This is a genomic window from Acinetobacter sp. ANC_7512 (assembly GCF_056779935.1).
Map to the genome: position 1 here is coordinate 55,370 of NZ_JBWYIX010000013.1, position 22,082 is coordinate 77,451.

34 protein-coding genes and 1 pseudogene are annotated in these 22,082 nt (G+C 41.3%); 33 read left to right on the forward strand and 2 right to left on the reverse strand.

What is annotated here, in order from left to right; translation table 11 throughout:
* Positions 1-54 precede the first annotated feature (54 nt).
* The 28 genes and pseudogenes from rplC to AC1M9H_RS12470 all read left to right on the forward strand — a co-directional run bounded on the left by rplC (position 55) and on the right by AC1M9H_RS12470 (position 14,919).
* Complete coding sequence (gene rplC / locus AC1M9H_RS12335) at positions 55-693, forward strand: 50S ribosomal protein L3 (RefSeq protein ID WP_035265091.1); 639 nt, start codon at positions 55-57, stop codon at positions 691-693.
* Positions 694-704: 11 nt separating this feature from the next.
* Entirely contained in the window at positions 705-1,307 is a 603-nt protein-coding gene (rplD, locus tag AC1M9H_RS12340) for a 50S ribosomal protein L4 (RefSeq protein WP_035265093.1), read from the forward strand.
* Positions 1,304-1,624 carry a 50S ribosomal protein L23 gene (rplW, locus tag AC1M9H_RS12345; protein ID WP_035265097.1) on the forward strand — a complete coding sequence of 107 codons (321 nt, stop codon included), beginning with the start codon at positions 1,304-1,306 and terminating at the stop codon, positions 1,622-1,624. Before rplD ends, rplW begins: the two co-directional genes overlap by 4 nt.
* A gap of 11 nt (positions 1,625-1,635) precedes the next feature.
* Entirely contained in the window at positions 1,636-2,460 is an 825-nt protein-coding gene (gene rplB, locus AC1M9H_RS12350) for a 50S ribosomal protein L2 (RefSeq protein ID WP_035265099.1), read from the forward strand.
* Positions 2,461-2,479: 19 nt separating this feature from the next.
* Entirely contained in the window at positions 2,480-2,755 is a 276-nt protein-coding gene (rpsS, locus tag AC1M9H_RS12355) for a 30S ribosomal protein S19 (RefSeq protein WP_004281508.1), read from the forward strand.
* 11 nt (positions 2,756-2,766) lie between these two features.
* Positions 2,767-3,096: a 50S ribosomal protein L22 gene (rplV, locus tag AC1M9H_RS12360; RefSeq protein ID WP_035265103.1), complete on the forward strand. Its 330-nt coding sequence runs from the start codon at positions 2,767-2,769 to the stop codon at positions 3,094-3,096.
* 1 nt (position 3,097) lies between these two features.
* Positions 3,098-3,914, forward strand: a pseudogene (gene rpsC / locus AC1M9H_RS12365) (30S ribosomal protein S3).
* Complete coding sequence (gene rplP, locus AC1M9H_RS12370; protein ID WP_035265110.1) at positions 3,854-4,267, forward strand: 50S ribosomal protein L16; 414 nt, start codon at positions 3,854-3,856, stop codon at positions 4,265-4,267. The pseudogene rpsC and the gene rplP overlap by 61 nt, the downstream one beginning before the upstream one ends.
* Positions 4,267-4,464 carry a 50S ribosomal protein L29 gene (rpmC, locus tag AC1M9H_RS12375; RefSeq protein WP_035265113.1) on the forward strand — a complete coding sequence of 66 codons (198 nt, stop codon included), beginning with the start codon at positions 4,267-4,269 and terminating at the stop codon, positions 4,462-4,464. Before rplP ends, rpmC begins: the two co-directional genes overlap by 1 nt.
* Positions 4,461-4,718 (forward strand): 30S ribosomal protein S17, encoded by a 258-nt coding sequence (gene rpsQ, locus AC1M9H_RS12380; RefSeq protein WP_004691314.1) that lies wholly within the window; start codon positions 4,461-4,463, stop codon positions 4,716-4,718. The genes rpmC and rpsQ overlap by 4 nt, the downstream gene beginning before the upstream one ends.
* Positions 4,719-4,809: 91 nt before the next feature.
* Positions 4,810-5,178 carry a 50S ribosomal protein L14 gene (gene rplN / locus AC1M9H_RS12385; RefSeq protein ID WP_035265119.1) on the forward strand — a complete coding sequence of 123 codons (369 nt, stop codon included), beginning with the start codon at positions 4,810-4,812 and terminating at the stop codon, positions 5,176-5,178.
* 11 nt (positions 5,179-5,189) lie between these two features.
* Entirely contained in the window at positions 5,190-5,507 is a 318-nt protein-coding gene (gene rplX, locus AC1M9H_RS12390; RefSeq protein WP_035265122.1) for a 50S ribosomal protein L24, read from the forward strand.
* A gap of 16 nt (positions 5,508-5,523) precedes the next feature.
* Positions 5,524-6,060: a 50S ribosomal protein L5 gene (rplE, locus tag AC1M9H_RS12395; protein WP_004809796.1), complete on the forward strand. Its 537-nt coding sequence runs from the start codon at positions 5,524-5,526 to the stop codon at positions 6,058-6,060.
* Between the two features lie 9 nt (positions 6,061-6,069).
* Positions 6,070-6,375 carry a 30S ribosomal protein S14 gene (rpsN, locus tag AC1M9H_RS12400; protein ID WP_067731180.1) on the forward strand — a complete coding sequence of 102 codons (306 nt, stop codon included), beginning with the start codon at positions 6,070-6,072 and terminating at the stop codon, positions 6,373-6,375.
* A 12-nt stretch (positions 6,376-6,387) separates the two neighbouring features.
* Complete coding sequence (gene rpsH / locus AC1M9H_RS12405; RefSeq protein WP_035265132.1) at positions 6,388-6,783, forward strand: 30S ribosomal protein S8; 396 nt, start codon at positions 6,388-6,390, stop codon at positions 6,781-6,783.
* 13 nt (positions 6,784-6,796) lie between these two features.
* Complete coding sequence (gene rplF / locus AC1M9H_RS12410; protein ID WP_035265135.1) at positions 6,797-7,330, forward strand: 50S ribosomal protein L6; 534 nt, start codon at positions 6,797-6,799, stop codon at positions 7,328-7,330.
* 14 nt (positions 7,331-7,344) lie between these two features.
* Positions 7,345-7,695: a 50S ribosomal protein L18 gene (gene rplR, locus AC1M9H_RS12415; protein ID WP_481597844.1), complete on the forward strand. Its 351-nt coding sequence runs from the start codon at positions 7,345-7,347 to the stop codon at positions 7,693-7,695.
* Between the two features lie 2 nt (positions 7,696-7,697).
* Positions 7,698-8,195 carry a 30S ribosomal protein S5 gene (gene rpsE, locus AC1M9H_RS12420; protein ID WP_035265141.1) on the forward strand — a complete coding sequence of 166 codons (498 nt, stop codon included), beginning with the start codon at positions 7,698-7,700 and terminating at the stop codon, positions 8,193-8,195.
* A gap of 6 nt (positions 8,196-8,201) precedes the next feature.
* Positions 8,202-8,378 (forward strand): 50S ribosomal protein L30, encoded by a 177-nt coding sequence (rpmD, locus tag AC1M9H_RS12425; RefSeq protein WP_004786899.1) that lies wholly within the window; start codon positions 8,202-8,204, stop codon positions 8,376-8,378.
* Positions 8,379-8,381: 3 nt separating this feature from the next.
* The gene (rplO, locus tag AC1M9H_RS12430; RefSeq protein WP_035265144.1) at positions 8,382-8,822 is read left to right on the forward strand and encodes a 50S ribosomal protein L15; all 441 of its coding nucleotides are present in this window, start codon (positions 8,382-8,384) and stop codon (positions 8,820-8,822) included.
* A 45-nt stretch (positions 8,823-8,867) separates the two neighbouring features.
* Positions 8,868-10,187 carry a preprotein translocase subunit SecY gene (gene secY / locus AC1M9H_RS12435; protein ID WP_171076742.1) on the forward strand — a complete coding sequence of 440 codons (1,320 nt, stop codon included), beginning with the start codon at positions 8,868-8,870 and terminating at the stop codon, positions 10,185-10,187.
* Between the two features lie 20 nt (positions 10,188-10,207).
* The gene (rpmJ, locus tag AC1M9H_RS12440; protein ID WP_000867907.1) at positions 10,208-10,324 is read left to right on the forward strand and encodes a 50S ribosomal protein L36; all 117 of its coding nucleotides are present in this window, start codon (positions 10,208-10,210) and stop codon (positions 10,322-10,324) included.
* A gap of 106 nt (positions 10,325-10,430) precedes the next feature.
* Positions 10,431-10,787, forward strand: a complete 357-nt coding sequence (rpsM, locus tag AC1M9H_RS12445) for a 30S ribosomal protein S13 (RefSeq protein ID WP_035265156.1) — start codon at positions 10,431-10,433, stop codon at positions 10,785-10,787.
* 19 nt (positions 10,788-10,806) lie between these two features.
* Positions 10,807-11,193, forward strand: coding sequence for a 30S ribosomal protein S11 (gene rpsK, locus AC1M9H_RS12450; protein WP_001040166.1), 387 nt, complete (start codon positions 10,807-10,809; stop codon positions 11,191-11,193).
* A 12-nt stretch (positions 11,194-11,205) separates the two neighbouring features.
* Positions 11,206-11,832 (forward strand): 30S ribosomal protein S4, encoded by a 627-nt coding sequence (rpsD, locus tag AC1M9H_RS12455; RefSeq protein ID WP_035265160.1) that lies wholly within the window; start codon positions 11,206-11,208, stop codon positions 11,830-11,832.
* 17 nt (positions 11,833-11,849) lie between these two features.
* Positions 11,850-12,857: a DNA-directed RNA polymerase subunit alpha gene (locus AC1M9H_RS12460; RefSeq protein ID WP_035265161.1), complete on the forward strand. Its 1,008-nt coding sequence runs from the start codon at positions 11,850-11,852 to the stop codon at positions 12,855-12,857.
* Between the two features lie 18 nt (positions 12,858-12,875).
* A complete protein-coding gene (gene rplQ, locus AC1M9H_RS12465) occupies positions 12,876-13,241 on the forward strand; it encodes a 50S ribosomal protein L17 (protein WP_034587447.1) in 366 nt (121 codons plus the stop codon).
* 178 nt (positions 13,242-13,419) lie between these two features.
* Positions 13,420-14,919, forward strand: coding sequence for a flavin-containing monooxygenase (locus AC1M9H_RS12470; protein WP_481613530.1), 1,500 nt, complete (start codon positions 13,420-13,422; stop codon positions 14,917-14,919).
* Between the two features lie 48 nt (positions 14,920-14,967).
* Here the strand turns inward: AC1M9H_RS12470 and AC1M9H_RS12475 are convergent, their stop codons facing one another.
* The gene (locus AC1M9H_RS12475; RefSeq protein WP_481613510.1) at positions 14,968-16,140 is read right to left on the reverse strand and encodes an acyl-CoA dehydrogenase family protein; all 1,173 of its coding nucleotides are present in this window, start codon (positions 16,138-16,140) and stop codon (positions 14,968-14,970) included.
* Between the two features lie 179 nt (positions 16,141-16,319).
* On the opposite strand from AC1M9H_RS12475, the gene AC1M9H_RS12480 reads away from it, so the two are divergent.
* From AC1M9H_RS12480 to AC1M9H_RS12500, 5 genes are all read left to right on the forward strand, one after another.
* Positions 16,320-16,580: an FAD assembly factor SdhE gene (locus tag AC1M9H_RS12480; RefSeq protein WP_035265169.1), complete on the forward strand. Its 261-nt coding sequence runs from the start codon at positions 16,320-16,322 to the stop codon at positions 16,578-16,580.
* 61 nt (positions 16,581-16,641) lie between these two features.
* The gene (locus AC1M9H_RS12485; protein WP_481613511.1) at positions 16,642-16,956 is read left to right on the forward strand and encodes a hypothetical protein; all 315 of its coding nucleotides are present in this window, start codon (positions 16,642-16,644) and stop codon (positions 16,954-16,956) included.
* A 537-nt stretch (positions 16,957-17,493) separates the two neighbouring features.
* Positions 17,494-18,537, forward strand: a complete 1,044-nt coding sequence (locus AC1M9H_RS12490) for a hypothetical protein (protein WP_035265182.1) — start codon at positions 17,494-17,496, stop codon at positions 18,535-18,537.
* A gap of 84 nt (positions 18,538-18,621) precedes the next feature.
* Positions 18,622-19,209 carry a rhombosortase gene (gene rrtA, locus AC1M9H_RS12495; protein WP_481608161.1) on the forward strand — a complete coding sequence of 196 codons (588 nt, stop codon included), beginning with the start codon at positions 18,622-18,624 and terminating at the stop codon, positions 19,207-19,209.
* Positions 19,210-20,382: 1,173 nt separating this feature from the next.
* On the forward strand, positions 20,383-21,768 hold the full coding sequence (locus tag AC1M9H_RS12500; protein WP_481613531.1) for a TRAP transporter large permease subunit: 1,386 nt from the start codon (positions 20,383-20,385) through the stop codon (positions 21,766-21,768).
* A gap of 94 nt (positions 21,769-21,862) precedes the next feature.
* Here the strand turns inward: AC1M9H_RS12500 and AC1M9H_RS12505 are convergent, their stop codons facing one another.
* Positions 21,863-22,072: a YheV family putative zinc ribbon protein gene (locus tag AC1M9H_RS12505; protein ID WP_171076743.1), complete on the reverse strand. Its 210-nt coding sequence runs from the start codon at positions 22,070-22,072 to the stop codon at positions 21,863-21,865.
* Positions 22,073-22,082 lie beyond the last annotated feature (10 nt).

Sequence of the window (22,082 nt, forward strand, 5' to 3'; positions counted from 1 at the left end):
TCGGTTAATTAACACTCTAAGTTAATTAAGCCGCTTTTTTAGAGGTTTATGCACATGGCTATTGGTTTAGTCGGTCGCAAGTGCGGTATGACACGTATCTTTACAGATGCTGGTGTTTCTGTACCTGTTACAGTGATTGAGGTTGATCCTAACCGCATCACTCAAATCAAAACGCTTGAAACTGATGGTTATCAAGCGATTCAAATCACTACTGGTGAACGTCGCGAATCTCGCGTTACTAATGCTCAGAAAGGTCACTTCGCTAAAGCGGGTGTTGCTGCTGGTCGTTTAGTTCAAGAGTTCCGTGTTACAGAAGCTGATCTTGAAGGTCGTGAAGTTGGCGGAACTATCGGTGTAGATTTGTTCACAGTGGGTCAAATCGTTGACGTAACTGGTCAGTCTAAAGGTAAAGGTTTCCAAGGTGGTGTTAAGCGTTGGAACTTCCGTACTCAAGACGCTACTCACGGTAACTCTGTTTCTCACCGTGTTCTAGGTTCTACAGGTCAAAACCAGACTCCTGGTCGCGTATTCAAAGGCAAAAAAATGGCTGGCCATTTAGGTGCTGAACGCGTAACTACACAGGGTCTTGAAATCGTTGCTATCGATACAGAGCGTTCAGTTCTTGTAGTTAAAGGCGCGGTTCCTGGTGCTACCGGTGGTGACGTAACTGTTCGTCCTACTATCAAGGCTTGAGGGGAAATAACGTGAATTTAAATACTGTTTCCGGCTCTGCTGTTGAATTATCAGAAGTTGCGTTCGGTCGTGAATTCAATGAAGCTCTTGTACACCAAGTTGTTACAGCTTATTTAGCTGGTGGTCGTCAAGGTTCAAAAGCTCAGAAATCACGTGCAGACGTTTCTGGCGGTGGTAAAAAACCATTCCGTCAAAAAGGTACTGGTCGCGCTCGTGCTGGTTCTATTCGTAGCCCAATCTGGGTTGGCGGTGGTAAAACTTTTGCTGCTCGTCCACAAGACTGGTCTCAAAAAGTAAACCGTAAAATGTATCGCGGTGCTATGCAATGCATCCTAGCTGAACTTGTTCGTCAAGATCGCTTGGTTTTAGTTGAAGAGTTTGCTGTAGCTGCTCCAAAAACTAAAGAATTGCTTGCAAAACTTAACGACTTGAATGCTACTCGTGCATTAATCGTTACTGATGCTGTTGATGAGAACTTGTATCTAGCTGCTCGTAACCTTCCACACGTTGATGTGGTTGATGCTGCTGCTATCGATCCTGTTAGCTTGATCGCGTTCGATAAAGTTGTTATGTCTGTAGCTGCTGCTAAGAAAATTGAGGTAGAACTCGGATGAACAACGAACGTATCTATCAAGTCCTAAAAGGACCTGTATTCTCAGAAAAAGCACAAGTTTTAGGTGAAACTGCTGGTGTTCAAGTGTTTAAAGTTGCTATCGATGCAAACAAACTTGAAATCAAAAAAGCAGTTGAACAATTATTTGGTGTAGAAGTTGTTAAAGTTAACACGACTATCACTAAAGGTAAGACTAAACGCTTTGGTAAAACTATCGGACGTCGTTCTGATGTTAAAAAAGCATACGTCACCCTGAAAGCTGGCCAAGATGTAGAAATGGCTGACTTGGGCGATACCGCTGAAAGCACAGCGGAATAAGGACGAGAATTATGCCTATTCAAAAATGTAAGCCAACGTCTCCAGGACGTCGCTTTGTAGAGAAAGTCGTTCACGACCATCTTCACAAAGGTGCGCCTTATGCTCCGTTGGTAGAAGCTAAAAAACGTACTGGTGGTCGTAATAACAACGGTCACATTACTACACGTCACGTTGGTGGTGGTCACAAGCAACATTACCGTATTGTTGACTTTAAACGTAACAAAGATGGCATTCCTGCGACTGTAGAGCGTATCGAATACGATCCTAACCGTACTGCACACATTGCATTAGTTTTGTATGCTGACGGTGAGCGTCGTTATATCATTGCGCCTAAAGGTCTACGTGCTGGTGATAAAGTTCAATCTGGTAACGATGCTCCAATTCGTCCAGGTAACTGCTTACCACTTCGTAACATGCCTATCGGTTCTACTCTTCACAATATCGAGCTTAAAATCGGTAAAGGCGCTCAATTAGTGCGTTCTGCTGGTGCTTCTGCTCAGTTATTGGGTCGTGACGGTTCTTACGCAATTATTCGTCTACGTTCTGGCGAAATGCGTAAAGTACACGTTGAATGTCGCGCAGTTCTTGGTGAAGTTTCTAACCAAGAAAGCAACTTACGTTCACTAGGTAAAGCTGGTGCTTCACGCTGGCGTGGTGTTCGTCCTACCGTTCGTGGTATGGCGATGAACCCGGTAGATCACCCGCATGGTGGTGGTGAAGGGCGTAACAAAGGTATTCAACCTGTAAGCCCATGGGGTCAAAAAGCTAAAGGGTACAAGACACGTACCAATAAGCGTACGACTAAGATGATCATTCGCGACCGTCGCGTTAAGTAACAAGTAAAGGAATCTGACAATGCCTCGTTCTCTGAAAAAAGGCCCATTCGTCGATGCGCACTTGTTCGCTAAGGTTGAAGCGGCTATCGCGGCTAATAACCGTAAGCCGATCAAAACTTGGTCGCGTCGTTCGATGATCCTCCCGGATTTTGTTGGTTTAACAATTTCTGTACACAATGGTCGTAACCATGTTCCGGTAATCGTATCTGAGCATATGGTTGGTCACAAGCTTGGTGAATTTGCACCGACTCGTACTTACCGTGGTCACGGTGTTGACAAGAAATCTAAACGTTAATAGGTGCTATGATGGAAGTAACTGCTAAATTACGCGGTGCCGCTATCTCGGCACAAAAAGCTCGTTTGGTTGCAGACTTGATTCGCGGCAAATCTGTTGCGCACGCTCTTAACATCCTAAACTTCAGCAACAAAAAAGCTGCAGTTTTAGTTAAGAAAGCGTTGGAATCTGCGATTGCAAACGCTGAACATAATAACAGTTTAGATGTAGACGATCTTAAAGTTTCTACGATCTACGTTGATGAAGGCATGAGCCTTAAACGTATTTTGCCACGTGCTAAAGGCCGTGCAGATCGTATTACTAAGCGTACTTGTCACATCACCGTTAAGGTAGGGGTTTGATATGGGTCAGAAGGTTCATCCAATCGGTATCCGCCTAGGTGTTGTGAAACGTCATAACGCTAACTGGTATGCGAATCCGAAACAATACGCTGAATACTTGCTTAAAGATCTTCAAGTTCGTGAGTTTTTGAACAAAAAACTTAAGAATGCGATGGTAAGCAATATTCTTATCGAGCGTCCAACAGGTGCTGCTAAAGTAACAATTAGCACTGCTCGTCCTGGTATCGTCATCGGTAAAAAAGGCGAAGACATTGAAAAATTACAGCGCGAACTTACCAACATTATGGGTGTTCCAGCGCAAGTAAGCATCAACGAAATTGATCGTCCAGATTTAGACGCTCGTCTAGTTGGTGAAGCAATTGCTTCTCAATTAGAAAAACGTGTAATGTTCCGTCGTGCTATGAAGCGTGCGGTTCAAAACACTATGCGTGCTGGTGCGAAAGGTATCAAAGTTGAAGTTTCTGGTCGTTTAGGCGGTGCAGAGATTGCACGTACTGAATGGTATCGTGAAGGTCGTGTACCTCTACATACTCTTCGTGCTGACATCGACTATTCAGCGGTTCGCGCAGAAACTACTTACGGTACGATCGGCGTTAAAGTTTGGATCTTCCGTGGTGAGATCTTGGGCGGCATGAAACAAGTCATGAACCCAGCTCCAGCTGAAGAACGTCCAGCTAAACGTGGTCGCGGTCGTGGTGAAGGTCAAGAGCGTCGTGGTCGTCGCAATGATCGTTCTGCTGAAAAAGGAGAATAATCCATGTTGCAACCTAAACGTACTAAATTCCGTAAAGTGCAAAAAGGCCGTAACACTGGTCTAGCACATCGCGGTAGCACAGTATCTTTTGGTACTATCGCACTTAAATCAGTTGAACGTGGTCGCATGACTGCGCGTCAAATTGAAGCAGCGCGTCGTACAATCAGCCGTCGTGTAAAACGTGGTGGTAAGATCTTTATCCGTGTATTCCCGGACAAACCAATTACTGAAAAACCATTAGAAGTTCGTATGGGTAAAGGTAAAGGTTCTGTGGAATATTGGGTTTGTGAAATCAAACCAGGTAAGATCCTGTACGAAATGGAAGGTGTGAACGAAGAATTAGCGCGTGAAGCATTTACACTTGCTGCTGCTAAACTTCCGTTTAAAACCACTATCGTGACTCGGACGGTAATGTAATGAAAACTAAAGATCTACGTGAAAAGTCGGTAGAAGAATTGACAGCTTTGCTTGATGAGCAACAGTTGAACCAATTCCGTCTTCGCATGGCTAAAGCAACTGGTCAATTGGGTAAATCGCACGAAGTGCAATTAACTCGTAAAACTATTGCTCGCATCAAGACCCTCCTTACCGAAAAACAGGGGAACGCACAATGAGTGAGCAAACAGTTCGCACGTTAACAGGCAAAGTAGTAAGCGACAAGATGGACAAGTCTATCGTTGTTCTTATCGAACGCCGCGTTCAACACCCGTTGTATGGCAAATCAATCCGCCGTTCAACAAAATTACACGCTCATGATGAGAACAACACTGCTAAAACTGGCGATGTTGTAACTATCAAAGAAAGCCGCCCAATTTCTAAAACTAAGTCTTGGACTTTAGTTGAAGTTGTTGAAGCAGCTGCTGAGTAAATAACGTTCTTGTTGCATCATCGGTCAATTTCGAGTACTCTTTGAGCCTTTCGAAATTGTGACCGGTGATGCTCGGTTTTGGAGTAGGGCAATGATTCAGACCGAAACTATGCTCGACGTAGCAGACAACAGTGGTGCTCGCCGCGTACAATGTATTAAAGTACTTGGTGGTTCACATCGTCGTTATGCTTCAGTTGGCGACATTATTAAAGTTACTGTAAAAGAAGCAATTCCACGTGGCCGTGTTAAAAAAGGCGACGTAATGAATGCAGTAGTTGTACGTACAAAATTCGGTATCCGTCGTCCAGATGGTTCTGTTATTCGTTTCGATGATAACGCTGCTGTTATTTTGAACAACAACAAAGCTCCGATTGCTACTCGTATTTTCGGACCAGTGACTCGTGAACTTCGTACTGAACAGTTCATGAAAATCATTTCATTGGCTCCTGAAGTTCTATAATAGAGGCAATCATGGCTAAGATTAAAAAAGGCGATCAAGTAATCGTGATCGCAGGTAAAGAAAAAGGCAAACAAGGTACTGTTTTGTCTGTTTCTAATGACCGAGTTAAGGTTGAAGGTCTTAACTTAGTTAAGAAGCATCAAAAGCCTAACCGTGCAACAGGTGCTGAAGGCGCTATCGTTACACAAGAAGCTTTGCTTCATATCTCTAACGTGGCAATTTTTAATGCTACAACCCAAAAGGCTGACCGTGTTGGTTACCAAGTGATTGATGGCGTGAAAACTCGCGTTTACAAATCAAATGGTGAATCAGTGGCGGTAGCGAAGTAATAGGTTGAAATAGGCAATGGCCAGACTTAAAGCGCGTTACAACGACGAACTTAAAGCTCAATTACAAGAACAATTGGGCGTTAAGAATGTGATGGAGATCCCTCGCATCACTAAAATCACGATCAATATGGGTGTTGGTGCAGCAGCTGCTGACAAAAAACTCCTTGATGGTGCTCTTTCTGATATGCAAGCTATCGCTGGTCAAAAACCAGTTCTTACGTTAGCTCGTAAATCTATCGCTGGTTTCAAAATCCGTGATGGTTGGCCGATTGGTTGTAAAGTTACTTTACGCGGCGAACGCATGTACGAATTCTTAGACCGTTTGATCTCTATCGCGATCCCTCGTATCCGTGACTTCCGTGGTTTCTCTGCGAAATCATTTGACGGTCGTGGTAACTACTCTATGGGTCTTAAAGAACAGATCATGTTCCCTGAGATCGATTTTGATAAGATTGACCGTATTCGTGGTATGGATATTACCATCACTACGACTGCTCGCACCGATGACGAAGGCCGTGCGCTTATGCGTGCATTCGGCTTCCCGTTCAAATAAGAGGTCGATATGGCTAAGAAAGGTATGATTAATCGCGAATTGAAACGCGAAGCTACTGTTGCTAAATACGCTGCAAAACGTGCTGAATTAAAAGCTGTTATTGCAAACGTAAATGCAAGCGACGAAGAGCGTTTCGAAGCGATGATGAAGTTACAAGCATTACCACGTAATGCATCTCCAGTACGTCTTCGTAACCGTTGTGGTTTAACTGGTCGTCCTCATGGTTACTTCCGTAAGTTCGGTTTAAGCCGTAACAAATTACGTGACACAGTAATGCAAGGTGATGTACCGGGCGTTGTTAAGGCAAGCTGGTAAGGAGCACTATAAATGAGTATGCAAGATACCGTTGCCGACATGTTAACACGTGTTCGTAACGCACAAATGGCGAAGAAACAAACTGTTTCTATGCCAAACTCAAAGTTAAAAGTTGCGATTGCTAACGTTCTTCAACAAGAAGGTTATATCGCTGACGTAGCTGTTGCGGATGCTGAAGGCAAACCAACACTTACTTTGACTTTAAAATATTTCGAAGGCAAACCAGTTATTGAAACTGTGAAGCGCGTTAGCCGTCCAGGTTTACGTCAATATCGCGGTAAAGATAACCTTCCAAGCGTTAAGCAAGGTTTAGGTATTGCAATTGTTTCTACAAGCAAAGGCATCATGACTGATCGCGCTGCACGTGCTGCAGGTATCGGTGGTGAAGTTATTGCTTTTGTTTCTTAATAGGTGATTCCTCATGTCTCGTGTGGCTAAAGCCCCAGTAACTGTACCTAACGGTGTAACAGTTACTCAGAACGGCCGGCAGGTCGAAGTGAAAGGCAGCAAAGGTACTTTGTCTTTCAACCTGCATGCGCTGGTCGAGCTAAAACAGGAAGACGGTATTCTAGCTGTTGCTCCTAAAGCTGAATCTAAAGATGCTTGGATGCAAGCTGGTACTGCTCGCGCTGTGCTTAACAACCTTGTTAAAGGTGTTAGCGAAGGTTTCGAACGTAAGTTACAACTTATCGGTGTTGGTTATAAAGCTGCGGTTAAAGGGAATACAGTTCACCTTAACCTAGGTTTCTCTCACCCGATCGATTACAACCTTCCTGAAGGTGTAACTGCTGAAACACCTACAGCTACTGAAATCGTGCTTAAATCTGCTGATAAAGCAGCTTTAGGTCAAGTTGCTGCAGATATCCGTGGTTACCGTCCGCCAGAGCCATATAAAGGTAAAGGTGTTCGTTATTCTGATGAAGTTGTACTTCGTAAAGAAGCTAAGAAGAAATAAGGCGCGAGGTTCTTATGAACGAAAAGAAACAAACCCGTTTGCGTCGTGCGAAAAGCACACGCTTGCACATCCGTGCATTGGGTGCGACTCGTTTGTGTGTAAACCGCACTCCGCGTCACATCTATGCTCAAGTAATCTCAGCAGATGGTGGCAAAGTATTAGCGCAAGCTTCTACTTTAGATGCTACGTTACGTAGTGGTACTACAGGTAACGTTGAAGCAGCTACTAAAGTTGGTGCTTTAATCGCTGAACGTGCTAAAGCAGCTGGCATCACTAAAGTTGCATTTGACCGTTCTGGTTTCAAATATCATGGTCGTATCAAAGCCTTGGCTGATGCTGCTCGTGAAAACGGCTTGGAGTTCTAATCATGGCTAAAGTTGAACAAAACGAAGGTCTTGTTGAAAAGCTGGTTGCCGTTGATCGTGTAGCCAAAGTTGTTAAGGGTGGTCGTATCTTCTCTTTCACAGCATTAACTGTTGTGGGTGATGGTAATGGTCGCGTAGGTTTTGGTCGTGGTAAAGCTCGTGAAGTTCCAGCTGCTATTTCTAAAGCACTTGAAGCTGCTCGTCGCAACATGATTACTGTTGAACTTGTTGATGGTACTGTTCAGCACCCTATCAACGCTCGTCACGGTGCTAGCCGTGTTTACATGCAACCTGCTTCTGAAGGTACTGGTGTAATTGCTGGTGGCGCTATGCGTGCTGTTTTAGAAGCTGTTGGTGTACGTAACGTATTAACTAAATGTTATGGTTCTACTAACGCTGCGAACGTAGTAAACGCGACTTTTAATGGTCTGCGTGATATGACTTCTCCTGAGAAAGTTGCTGCGAAACGTGGTCTTTCAGTAGCACAAATTCAAGGGTAATCAATCATGAAAACGATTAAAGTTACCCAGACTAAATCTGCATCGCATCGCTTGAAAAATCACAAGCTTAGCCTTAAAGGTTTAGGTCTGCGTCGTATTGGTCACACTGTAGAAGTTCAAGATACTCCTTCTAACCGTGGTATGATCAATCAAGTTTACTATATGGTTAGTGTAGAGGAATAAGCCATGACTCTGCGTTTAAATACAATTGCACCTGCAGAAGGTGCTAAGCGTGAAAACCTTCGTTTAGGCCGTGGTATTGGTTCTGGCGTTGGTAAGACTGGTGGCCGTGGTGTCAAAGGTCAAAACTCACGTAAGAGCGGTGGTACTCGTCCAGGTTTCGAGGGTGGTCAAACTGCGTTATATCGTCGTCTACCTAAGTTCGGTTTCACTAGCCAATTGGCTTTGAAAACTGCTGAAGTACGTTTGTCTGAACTTAACAAAGTTGAAGGCGATATCGTTACTCTTGAAACTTTAAAAGCAGCGAACGTTGTACGTAAAGATATGATTCGTGCTCGTATCGTTCTTTCTGGTGAAATCACTCGTGCATTCACTGTTCAAGGTGTTGCATTGACTAAAGGCGCTAAAGCTGCTGTTGAAGCTGCTGGCGGTAAAGTCGAGGAGTAATCGCGAGTGTCTATGTCTCCTAGTTCTACAGGTCATGTTCACATGATGAAAGGTCAACCATTTCACGTGAAATATCGTGAAATTATTCGCCGATTAATGTTTTTAATTGGTGCTTTGGTGGTCTTTCGACTAGGAGCGCATATTCCGCTGCCAGGTATTGATAATGTCGCTTTAGAACGTTTCTTTAATGCAAACCAGGGTACTTTCCTTGGTTTGTTTAATATGTTCTCAGGCGGGGCATTGGAACGAATGTCCATTCTTGCGTTGGGGATCATGCCGTATATTTCTGCATCGATTATCGTGCAGTTAATGTCAACGGTTGTTCCTTCGCTGGAAGCATTGAAAAAAGAAGGCGAGCAGGGCAAGCGTAAGATTAACCAATATACGCGTTACGGCACATTATTCCTTGCAATTGTACAAGGTATTGGTATGTGTGCGGGTCTGATCAGTCAAGGGATTACCTTTACTTCAGGTTTAGCATTCTATATTCCTGCATTAACGTCTTTAGTTGCAGGTACCATGTTCTTAATGTGGTTGGGAGAGCAAATTACCGAACGTGGTGTTGGTAATGGGATCTCTATGATCATCTTTGCAGGTATTGTTGCTGGTTTACCAAGTATGGTTGTGCAATCATTTACCCTTGTGGAAAATGGTCAATCAAGTTTAATTGGTATTGCTATATTTGGCTTATTGTCTTTAGCTGTTTTAGCTGCGATTGTGTTTATTGAAAAAGCACAACGTCGTATACCTGTTAACTATGCTCAAAAGCAGCAAGGTCGCCGAGTATTTACTGCACAGCAGACTCACTTACCATTAAAAATAAATATGGCGGGTGTAATTCCAGCAATTTTCGCAAGTTCGTTATTGCTGTTTCCTGCAAGTTTAGGTCAATGGTTAGGTAGTTCTGATCCTAATGCAGGGATCGTTAAGCGTACACTACAAGATTTGGCATTAGTTTTATCGCCTGGACAACCATTATATTTGGTGCTATTCGGTGCGCTTATTATTTTCTTCTGTTATTTTTATACGGCACTAGTTTTCAGTCCTAAAGAAGTATCAGAAAACTTAAAGCGTAGTGGAGCTTATGTACCTGGTATCCGCCCAGGTGAGCAAACTGCTCGTTATTTAGATCATATTCTTAGTCGTTTAACATTTATCGGTTCGATTTATATCACTGTTGTATGTTTAATGCCGATGGTGCTTCAAAGTTCTTTTGGTATTCCATTCCATTTGGGTGGTACATCGCTGTTGATCGTGGTTGTTGTAGTTATGGACTTTATGGCTCAGCTACAGGCACACCTCACATCGCGCCAATATGATAATCAAACACTAATGAGTAAAACGACTGCTCATCCTAAGGGATAAGCGCACTTAGAGGTTTCATCATGAAAGTTCAAGCTTCTGTAAAGAAAATTTGTGGTAGCTGTAAAGTTATCCGTCGTAATGGGGTAATCCGCGTGATTTGTAGCGCTGAACCTCGTCATAAGCAGCGTCAAGGTTAATCTGATCAAGACCTGTTGATTTCAGTAGGCTAATTAGGTTATTATCCGCCCCTCAAAGATTTTGTGGGGCGGTTGATTATCTCTACTGCCTTTTTGGAGAAAGTGAATGGCTCGTATTGCCGGTGTAAACATTCCGGATAACAAGCATGCTGTTATCTCTCTTACGTATATCTTTGGTATTGGTCGCCATACTGCTAAGCAAATCTTAGCTGCAACTGGTATTGCACCAACTACTAAGATCCGTGAATTAGATGACGCTCAGCTTGATGCGATTCGTGCAGAAGTTGCTAAGGTTCCGACCGAAGGTGACTTACGTCGCGAAATTTCCATGAACATTAAACGTTTAATGGATTTAGGCTGCTACCGCGGTCTTCGTCATCGTCGCAGCTTGCCTGTCCGCGGACAACGCACCAAAACTAACGCACGTACCCGTAAAGGTCCGCGCAAACCTATTAAGAAATAAGATTTCTGGAAGCTAAAAGATGGCTAAAGATACTCGCACACGCAAGAAGGTCACTCGTACCGTCTCTGAAGGTGTTGCACACATTCACGCTTCTTTTAATAACACCATTGTGACTATTACCGATCGTCAAGGTAATGCACTGGCTTGGGCCACTTCAGGTGGACAAGGCTTCCGTGGATCACGTAAATCAACTCCGTTTGCTGCTCAGGTAGCTGCTGAAGTTGCTGGTAAAGCTGCTTTAGATTACGGTTTGAAAAACTTGGACGTCCTTGTTAAAGGTCCTGGTCCAGGTCGTGAATCTGCGGTTCGTGCTTTAGGTGCAGTGGGTTATAAAATTAATAGCATTACCGATGTGACTCCAATTCCTCACAACGGTTGCCGTCCACCTAAAAAACGTCGCGTGTAAGGAGAAACATTCATGGCTCGTTATATTGGTCCAAAATGCAAACTCTCTCGCCGCGAAGGGACAGACCTGCAACTTAAATCAGGCGTTAAACCGTTTGATGTTAAGACAAAAAAACATGCTAAAGCTCCTGGCCAACATGGTGGAGCTCGTGGTGGTAAACAATCAGAGTACTCACTACAATTACGTGAAAAACAAAAAGTACGTCGTATGTACGGTGTTTTAGAACGTCAATTTAGTAACTACTATAAAGAAGCTGCTCGTGTTAAAGGCGCAACAGGTGAAAACTTGTTGAAATTGCTTGAAAGCCGTTTAGATAACGTTGTTTATCGTATGGGCTTTGGTTCTACACGTGCAGAAGCTCGTCAGCTTGTATCTCACCGTTCAATCACTTTAAATGGTCGTCGTGTTAACATCGCGTCAATCCAAGTTAAAGCTGGTGACGTGATTGCAGTACACGAAGGCGCTAAACAACAATTACGTATTAAAAACGCAATTGAATTGGCTGCTCAACGTGGAACTCCTTCTTGGATGGAAGTTGACCATTCTAAATTAGAAGGTACATTCAAATCTGCACCTGATCGTTCTGATTTACCTGCTGAAATCAACGAAAGCTTGATTGTTGAATTGTATTCTAAATAATCCTTGAGGTAGCAATAATGACGCGTACTGCAAACGAGTTTCTAACTCCGCAAGCGATCAAGGTCGAAGCGGCAAGCGGGACCTCGGCAAAAGTGATTCTAGAACCTTTAGAGCGTGGCTTTGGTCATACTCTAGGTAATGCTTTACGTCGCATTCTTTTATCATCTTTACCTGGCGCTGCTGTGGTTGAAGTTGAGATTGAAGGCGTCGAGCACGAGTACAGTACTTTAGAAGGCTTGCAGCAGGACATCGTCGAGCTCTTGCTGAACCTTAAAGGATTGTCTATTAAGCTGTTCGATCAAAATGAAGCATATTTGACATTAGAGAAACAAGGACCTGGCGATGTAACTGCCGCTGATCTTCGTTTACCTCACAATGTCGAAGTGGTTAACCCTGAACATTTGATCGGCACGTTAAGTGCTTCAGGCTCATTGAAAATGCGCTTGAAAGTTGTTCAAGGTCGTGGTTATGAGACTTCTGATTCTCGCTTCCCAGAAGGTGAAACTCGCCCAGTGGGACGTTTACAATTAGATGCGTCTTATAGCCCGATTAAACGTGTTTCTTACACAGTTGAAAATGCTCGTGTAGAACAACGTACAGACCTTGACAAGTTGGTCATTGATCTTGAAACAAACGGGACTGTTGATCCTGAAGAAGCGATCCGTAAAGCGGCAACAATCTTGCAACAACAAATTGCAATCTTTGTTGATCTTCAGAAAGATCAAGCTCCAGTTGCTCAAGAACCTCGTGAAGAAGTTGACCCAATCTTGCTTCGTCCAGTAGATGATCTAGAGCTTACTGTTCGTTCTGCTAACTGTTTGAAAGCAGAAAATATTTACTACATTGGTGATCTTGTTCAACGTACTGAGGTTGAGTTGTTAAAAACTCCTAACTTAGGTAAAAAATCGTTGACTGAGATCAAAGATGTTCTGGCTTCAAAAGGCTTACAACTCGGCATGCGTTTAGAAAACTGGCCACCAGCTAGTTTACGTATGGACGATCGTTTTGCCTATCGTAGTCGTTAATTAAGTAGGACTATCACCATGCGTCATCGTAATAGTGGTGTGAAATTAGGCCGTACAAGCAGTCATCGTAAAGCGATGTTCCAAAACATGGCTAATTCTTTGTTTGAACACGAGTTGATCAAAACAACTGTGCCTAAAGCAAAAGAGTTACGTCGTGTAGCTGAGCCTTTAATCACTTTAGCTAAAGTCGATACAGTAGCAAACCGTCGTTTAGCGTTTGCTCGTACTCGTTCAGCAGCAACTGTTGGTAAATTATTTACCGTTCTTGGCCCTCGTTACAAAGAACGTAACGGCGGTTATCTACGTGTTCTTAAAGCGGGCTTCCGTGCAGGTGATGCTGCACCGATGGCTTACGTTGAGCTAGTAGATCGCGAAGTTAAATAATTTCGTGTAGAACAACGCAAGTTGTTCAAAAAGGTCGGTTGAATAAACCGGCCTTTTTTTGTCTAACAATTGGCATTACTTGACCTCAATTGATATGTTTTTTGCAACTTTTAGTCAAACTTGACATTGTGTATTGTCAAAAATATGTTTTAATAAAAATGTTCTTATAAAAAGGTTAATAAAAGAAATGGATAAGCAAGTCGATATTCTTATTGTTGGTGCTGGTATCTCTGGAATTGGAATTGCAGCACATTTAATTAAAAATAATCCGAACCGTAAATTTGAAATACTCGAACGTCGTAAAAGTTTCGGTGGAACGTGGGATTTGTTTAAATACCCAGGTATTCGCTCCGACTCAGATATGTCTACTTTTGGCTACAATTTTAAGCCATGGCGTAAAGCGAACGTGCTTGCAGATGGCGCTTCGATTAAAGGTTACTTGGGCGAAGTTGTTAGTGAGTACAATATTAAAGAAAAAATTCATTTTGAGCATCGTGTACTTTCTGCGAATTACGATACTTCAATAAAAAAATGGATTGTAGAAATCGAAGATCAAAATCAAAAGAAACAAACTTGGCAAGCTAATTTTGTCTTAGGCTGCACAGGCTATTATAACTATGATCAAGGTTTCCAACCTGATTTTCCAAATCAAGATAAATTTAAAGGTCAATTGATTCATCCACAATTTTGGCCTGAAAATTTAGATTATACCGGCAAGAAAGTAGTTATCATTGGTAGTGGAGCAACTGCAATCACTTTAGTACCAGCAATGGCAAAAGGTGGGGCTGGGCATGTAACAATGTTACAACGTTCACCAACGTATATTGCTTCAATTCCTTCGATTGATTTTGTTTATGACAAAACACGTAAATTTATGACGGAGGACATGGCATATAAGTTCACGCGTGCTCGTAATATCGGAATGCAACGTGCAATTTTTGCTTTGTCAAAAAAACAACCTCAATTGGTTCGCAAGTTACTTCTTAAATCAATTGAAATGCAGTTGAAAGGTAAAGTGGATATGAAGCACTTTACCCCAAGTTACAATCCTTGGGATCAACGTTTATGTGTAGTGCCAGACGGTGATTTATTCAAAATTTTACGTAGTGGTAAAGCAAGTGTTGAAACAGATCATATTGAATCCTTCACTGAAAATGGTATTCAATTGAAATCTGGTAAACACTTAGATGCAGATATCATTGTTTCTGCAACTGGTTTAGAAATTCAAATTATGGGCGGTATCAAAGCGACTGTTGATGGTCAGCCGATCAAGACTAGCGAACATATGCTTTATAATGGTGTGATGGTAAGTGATGTACCAAATATGGCGATGGTTATTGGTTATGTGAACGCGTCATGGACCTTAAAAGTAGATGTCGTTGCTGATTATATTTGCCGTTTATTCAAATATATGGATCAGAACGGTTATGATGAAGTTGTCGCACCAACTGACCATTCTGCAATGCTCGATGAAACAGTTATGGGTGAAATGTCATCAGGTTATATCGCGCGAGCGGCTGATCAACTTCCAAAACAAGGTACTAAGGCACCTTGGATGGCAACGCATAACTATTTAGCTGATCGTAAAGATCTCAAAAATGCGACTTTTAACGATGGTATTTTAAAATTTTCGAAGGCTCCCGCACAGTCTGTAAAAAAGCCTAAATTAGTATCTTAATGAATAGCTATTAAAATAAAAAAGGAAGCGAAAGCTTCCTTTTTCTATTTATAAAGAACGTGATATGAGTTCTTTCATGATTTCATTGGTGCCTGCATATATACGATTTGCACGGTTATCAATATATGCGCGTGCAATAGGGTATTCAAGCATGAAGCCATAGCCACCATGTAACTGCAAGCATTCATCGACGACTTTAGAGAACATATCAGAAATTTTATATTTTGCAGCTGCGGCCGCATCTACACCTAAAGTACCCTCAAGTTGTAATTCCATACAACGATCTAAATAAGAACGACAGAAGTCTATTTCAGTTCGAAGTTCTGCTAGCTTAAAACGTGTATTTTGAAATGCACCAATTGGCTTGCCAAATGCTTTACGATCTTTTGTATATTGTACTGTGTGCGCAAAGGCAGCTTCTGCACCTGCTTGGCAGATAATCGCAACAAGCATACGTTCCCATGCGAGTTCTTTCATAAGCATGATGAAGCCCATGCCTTCCATACCAATTAAATTTTCCTTTGGTACACGAACATTATCAAAGAACAATTCGCAAGTATCTTGTCCTTTCATACCAATTTTATTGAGTGGTTTACCTTTGGTGAATCCTGCTCGTTCAGCTTCGACAATGATAAGCGATAAGTTGGCTGAACCTTTATCACTATTACCTGTCTTGCACACAACAATCGCCATGTCACATAGATAACCATTGGTAATAAAAATTTTAGAACCATTGATGACATATTCATCGCCATCTAAAACTGCAGAAGTTCGTACAGCTTGTAAGTCTGAACCTGTACCAGGCTCCGTCATCGCAATGGCAGTGACAACTTCGCCAGAAGCCATTTTAGGGAGCCATTTTTTCTTCTGCTCTTCGTTGGCAAAATTATTCAGGTAATTCGCAACAATATCCGAATGCAATGAAAAACCAGTTGATGAATCCATTGCATAAGCTTGTTCTTCAATGAGGATCATACTGTAGAGTCGATCTACACCATATCCACCATATTCTTCAGGCATTGTGGTGCACAATAGACCCATTTCACCCGCTTTATTCCATAAGTCACGATCTACATGTTGTTGTTCTTCATATTTTGCAATATTTGGAACGACTTCTTTTTCATAGAATTTTCGGACAGTATCACGAAAGGCTTCATGTTCTGCATTGAATAATTTTCGAGGCAACATATTAGGAATTGGTCGAATTGCGCCTGATTGCATATTTATATTTCCATAAGTGTTATTAGAATAGCCACAACATAAGAGAGCCTGAACATTGGTGCAATGTGTTGAATGCTCAAAACACAAGAATTGCTGATGAATTTGGTCAATTGATATTTTTAAAACACAAAGCTCATGGCTTCAGTTAAAATGGAATGAACACAGATTAGGGGATAAAAATGTACGATGAATTAACGCTTGAAGAGCGTAAAGTTATCTATCGCGCACGTCGTGGTTTAAAAGAAATTGACGTGTATTTTGATCCTTATGTAAAGCAATACTATTTGCAAGCTGAACCAGAAGAGAAAGCAATGTTTGCTGAACTGGTTGAACAAGAAGATCCTGATTTATTGGATTGGTTTATGGAGGTTTCTGAACCACCTCGACCTGAATTGCGCCAATTTATTCAAAAATTAAAAGATTATGTCCATAATCCATGAGCGTTATTCACTGAAACACAGCCTTTATTCAGCTGTGTTTCACGCTTTCTTTATGTTCATCATGAGTATTGCTTTATTAATCAGTATTGAGCTCATTTATGCTTTAAGCAGTATTATATTTATACTGATTATCTGGTGGAGTTTTAGAAAAAAACCACAATTAAGTGAATTACAAAAACTAGACAAAGATTTATGGTCGATTCAAATGACTTCAAATCCAAAAATATACCAAGCAAAACTGACTCGAGTTTTTCATTTTCATTACTTGGTGGTACTCAGTTTTAACGAAAAGAAATTAGATTCTTTGGTGATTTGGAGAGATCAAATAGATGAAAAACAATGGAAAAGCTTGATTACTCATGCAAATTTTGGCTAATTGTTAGACAAAAAGTGCTTTATTTTAAAATTTAAAACATAATAAAAAACAATTATTTAAAAACGTATAGTATGAACAAAAAATGAATTGTTTGACGAAAATGAAAGAAAATCAAATTGTTAGACAAAAATGCGATGAAATCTAAATTTCTAAAGTACATTAAATATACCAACAGCTAATGAGGAATTTCAAAATGAGCGAAATTCATATGTGGTTGTTTCTAGTGGTTGCTGCTGTTATGGCAATTATAATTGGAAGACTAGGAACTGTGCTGAAGGAACGAATTGAACACCACAACAACGAACAAAATAAACTCTCTTGAGTTTACCATTTAATAAGTAGCATGTGCCGAACCGTCGCAATGCTACTTTTTTTTGCCCAAAATTTTAACAATTCAAAAAATAAGTCAATTATTTCAATTCAGATCAATGACAGACTAATTGTTAATGAAGTGCATTGCTGCACTTTTATTCAGCGATTGCATCTGATATTTTAAATCGCAAGGATGACAAAATTATAAAATTGAGGACAGGAAGTATGTCTAAATTAAAGACTCAAGGTCTTTTCACGGCAATTGCGGTTGTAGCAGCTACAACTTTATCTGGATGTTCATACGTAATCAAAACTGGTGCGAATGCATCACTTGCGTTTAGTGAAAAACACATCTTACCGCCAGTACTCTCAATGGGTGATGTGGATATGGTGTGTAATCAGGGCACAGCTTTGACTCCTGTGATTATGGCGACTAAAGATATGGGTGCTGATCCGACCCGTATGGCAGTTCTTTTATATTCAGCTTCAGGGATGTGCGCAGAAAATCGTGCCTTAGATGCAGAATTAAGATACCTAAGAGCATCAAAAGCAGGTCAAGTGACAGAAGCACAAGATGCGCGTATTGAACAAAAGCGTTGGGCTGCTGTTGCTGCCGAACGTCAATATACGGGTTATCAATTGTTTGCGGAGCGTTGGCAGTCTAAATATAAATATAATTTAGGTGACTCATGTCCAACTATGCGTCGTAATCTTGACCAAACAGTATATCTGTTAGGTATGTTAAGTGGCTTACAAGCGATGACCAATGATATTGCTTCTGGTGGTCAAGTGCATGTTCCTAAAGATATCGCAGCAATTGTTGAACGTGGCATGGTCTGCCTCGATAACAACAAGTTCTGGGGCGTACCGAATGCTACTCGAGCAGTGATTTGGACATTATTACCTGGAGCTGATGCAGGCAAACCAGATCCATACCAAACGCTTAAACAATCTATGCAAATTGGTGAGCAAAAAGGAGTACGCTTATCGCATGCCTTGTATGCTGTTGCAGCACAAGCCAGTGGTGACGATGCAAAAATACGTGATGCATTACGTTCTTATGCTGCTTCACGTGCAGAAGAAGTTCCTGTAAATCCAGAGTTTAAGTTATTGGATAATATGGCAGGACAAATGATTCAAGCGATCTCAGACCGTTATTGGACGGAGAATACAGGTGTTCGAACTGAAGCAGATGGAATGTCGAGCTTCTGGGATGATCAAGCGACCAATGAAGCCGATGATCTTTTCGAGAACACATTAGGCGAATAAGGTTTTTTAATTTTGTTCAAAATTAAAAATGGAGTTATTCAAGAAAAAGAGCTTAAAGCTCTTTTTCTTTTAGGAATACGAAAGATGAAAGATACTATCCTGATTCGAAAAATACTGTTTATTGCATGCTGTATCAGTATTGCTGCTAGTTTGCAGATTTTTCAGGAGTATTTTTTCTATTGGCGTCCTGTATTGGATGAAGAAATTTGGCGAGTATGGACAGCCCACTATGTACATGTGGGCTGGATACACTATGCATTGAATATGGTGGGTTTAGCCTGTCTGCCATTCATCTTCCCATATGTCAAAATTAGGTACATGTTGTACTTGTTGATCGCACTCCCGCCATTAGTTAGTTTAAGTTTTTATTATGTTTATCCTCACGTTGAAGCTTATGCAGGTCTATCAGGGGTACTACATGGTATGTATACGGCTTTGGCAGTTTATTTTTTAAAATTTGAAAAAGAACGTAAATTCTCGCTGCTTGTATTAGCTTTAATCACGGGCAAAATTTTGTGGGAAAATATCTTTGGTTCTCTCGATACTGCGCAAATGATTGGTAGCCCAGTATTGGTTGAAGCACATTTAACAGGTGCAATATGGGGGGCATTACTCAGCATGCTCTTTTTAATTTATCAGCATATCTCCGTGAAGGACACACACATCTCTTAATTCCTCTGATGCTTAATTATCACTTATTTTAATGTGTGATCAGATTCAAATCTTTTGCATTTATTTTTTTAAGGTCATATTTGTTTAAAAAAAGAAATACAGTATGGTATAGCCTACTGATTTAGTTGGTTTTTATCTCGCTCTTAGGAGGTGAATTGATGAAAATTGGCATAAATTTAAAAAAAATGGAAAAGTCAGTCATTCTTTTTTAAAAAAAAATCAGTCAGATTCATGTGATAAAAGTGGTAAGGAAATTAGGTAAAGGATTTTGCCTAAGCCCGAATTAGAAAAGATGAGCTGTACAGGCAATGTATAGCAGTATTAAATAATGGAATAACAATGCAAGAGCCTTCTAAAAAGAGATCTGGGTTAGGTCTACTTAGTTATATATGGACTGAGTGGATATCTGCGTTTACGATTTTGCTTCTACTGTTACTGACGCTCATCATCGGGACAGGAGAAATGATTCACGGGCAGATGTTACGTATAGGTGAAAGTCTATACGGTGACGAAAAAATTGGTATGCAGTATTCATTCTTGCGTGCCGAACCTGAAAAGCCAGTCTGTGATCGAAATCCAAATATTGACCTTCTGGTTCAAAACCAAATGCAAGCCAATGCAAAAGATGAATTTGCAGATATTTTTGGCACAACATCTGAAGAAGATGTTCGTGCCTCTGTGTTGGCTGGTCAACAGTTATGTGAAGAAAAATATGCCTTCTACGATAAGTCAATTCAGTATTTAGAAGATAATCCTTCAATACGAACTTACCGAACCATGGAAACAACTTTCTTTGGTATTTTCCAATTTGGTACGGAAAATAAGGCAGTTCTATTGATTATCATGGTGGTACTTGCAGCGATCACTGCAACACTTAAAATCCACCACATTGGTCTACGCGGTCCAAGTTCTGTTTTAGATTATCGGGTTTACGCTGTCGCAATGATACTTGCGAACAGTTTCTTAACCAATTCAGCGATCAGTCAGTATAGATCTGTATTGAACTCTGGTGTTCCGCCAACCAGTGAGATGACAATCATCTATTGGTTATGGATAATCTTGTTCAGTACACTGACATTAATTAGTTTGTACCAATTGTTCCGTGTACCAGAAAATGCGAAGCCAGGTGGTACGATTGGCATGGCATTATTGTCAGTCCCACTTTATGCCTATATGGCGATCACAACAGGATTTAACTTTACCTTTGTGATGGACTATCCAATGGGTCAAGGGATTTATTTAGGGCAGCTGGTTGAGTTCTCTACCATTTTCCTTAATTTATCACTGTTCATTTGGGCAGGTATGCTGCTAAAGCAGACCTTGATTGTTGATAAATTCCTAAACATTTTACGTCCATGGAATCTAGCGCCTGAAACGCTTACCTGGTTAATCTTACTTGCTGCTGCATTACCTACAGCTTATACAGGTGCATCAGGTATTTTTGTAATCGCTGCAGGTGCGATCATTTATAAAGAAGTTTGGAATGCGGGAGGACGCCGTCAATTCGCTTTGGCTACGGCTGCAATGTCAGGTTCGCTTGGTGTGGTACTCCGTCCATGTCTATTAATTGTTGTTGTTGCATCGCTGAACAAAGAAGTGACGACTGACTTGTTATACCAATATGGTATTGGTGTTTTCCTCATCACTTCAACTTTGTTCTTATTGATTTCACTGTTCTTTGCTGAGCAAAAATTCCGTATTGCAGCGCCATCAGTTGCATTCCCGAATTCAGCTAAGGCATTAGTGGCAGTAGTTCCTTATGTGATCGTATTCCTGATTGTGTGGGCATTCTACAAGTATGCGTTAAATACCAACTTGAATGAGTTTACTGCACCAGTCATGATGCCAATCATCTTACTTGTCATGGTGCTTTATGAAAAATTACGTCATGAACCAGCACCGCTCGCACCAGTAGGACATTGGGATACGACATTAAGCCATACTTCGGTTGAACAAGAAGCAGCTAAGGCGCGAGTGTCAGCATCTGAAATTGCAGCGCAAGATAGTCCAGACAATCCTGCGCGTAAAGTGAGTTTCTGGAAGTCAATTCATGTATCTGCAAGTGAAACAGTCGGACATATCGGGGCGCTTGTGATCTTAATGGCATTGTCTGTCAGCGTTGGTGGATACTTAGAGCGTATCGAGTTGATGGAACACTTCCCAACGGATATTGGAAATATCTATATCGTGATTACCTTGATCGTATGTCTCATGGTGTTTGTCGGTATGATTATGGATCCGTTTGGTGCTGTCATCTTAATTTCAGCAACAGTTGCGCCTGTCGCCTACGCTTATGGTATTGATCCTGTTCACTTCTGGATGATTGCTTTAATTGGTTTCGAATTGGGTTATGTATCACCACCAGTTGCACTCAATCACTTGCTCGCAAGGCAGTCGATTGGCGATGAAGAGGTGGCTGCTGCCGATGCAGAAGTGAAAGATAAAACGTTCTACTACAAATACGAACGTTGGATTCTACCTCTGATTGTGATGATTCCAGCAATGTTGATTATCGCCTATGTGCCTTATATCTTTAAGTTATTCGGTTGGTATCAATAATTAAATAAAATAAGCACCTTCGGGTGCTTATTTTTTGATGAATTTACAACAAAGCCAGCTCCATCGAGCTGGCTTTGTTGATTTTTAAAACATCTTAATTTCTTGGGCGCGGCTTAAATTGAATAACACCAATTTCGTCTGCAACCTCAGGCATTTGAGGTTCATCTATATGTGTCGGACGATTTTCAGAATAGTTACATTCAATACATTCGATCCATTCTGAATCACCTGAAGTGAGCATGACAATACGATCCATAGCTTCACATTTCGGACATTTTGCACCTGCAATGAAACGACGTTTGATCGACATAATG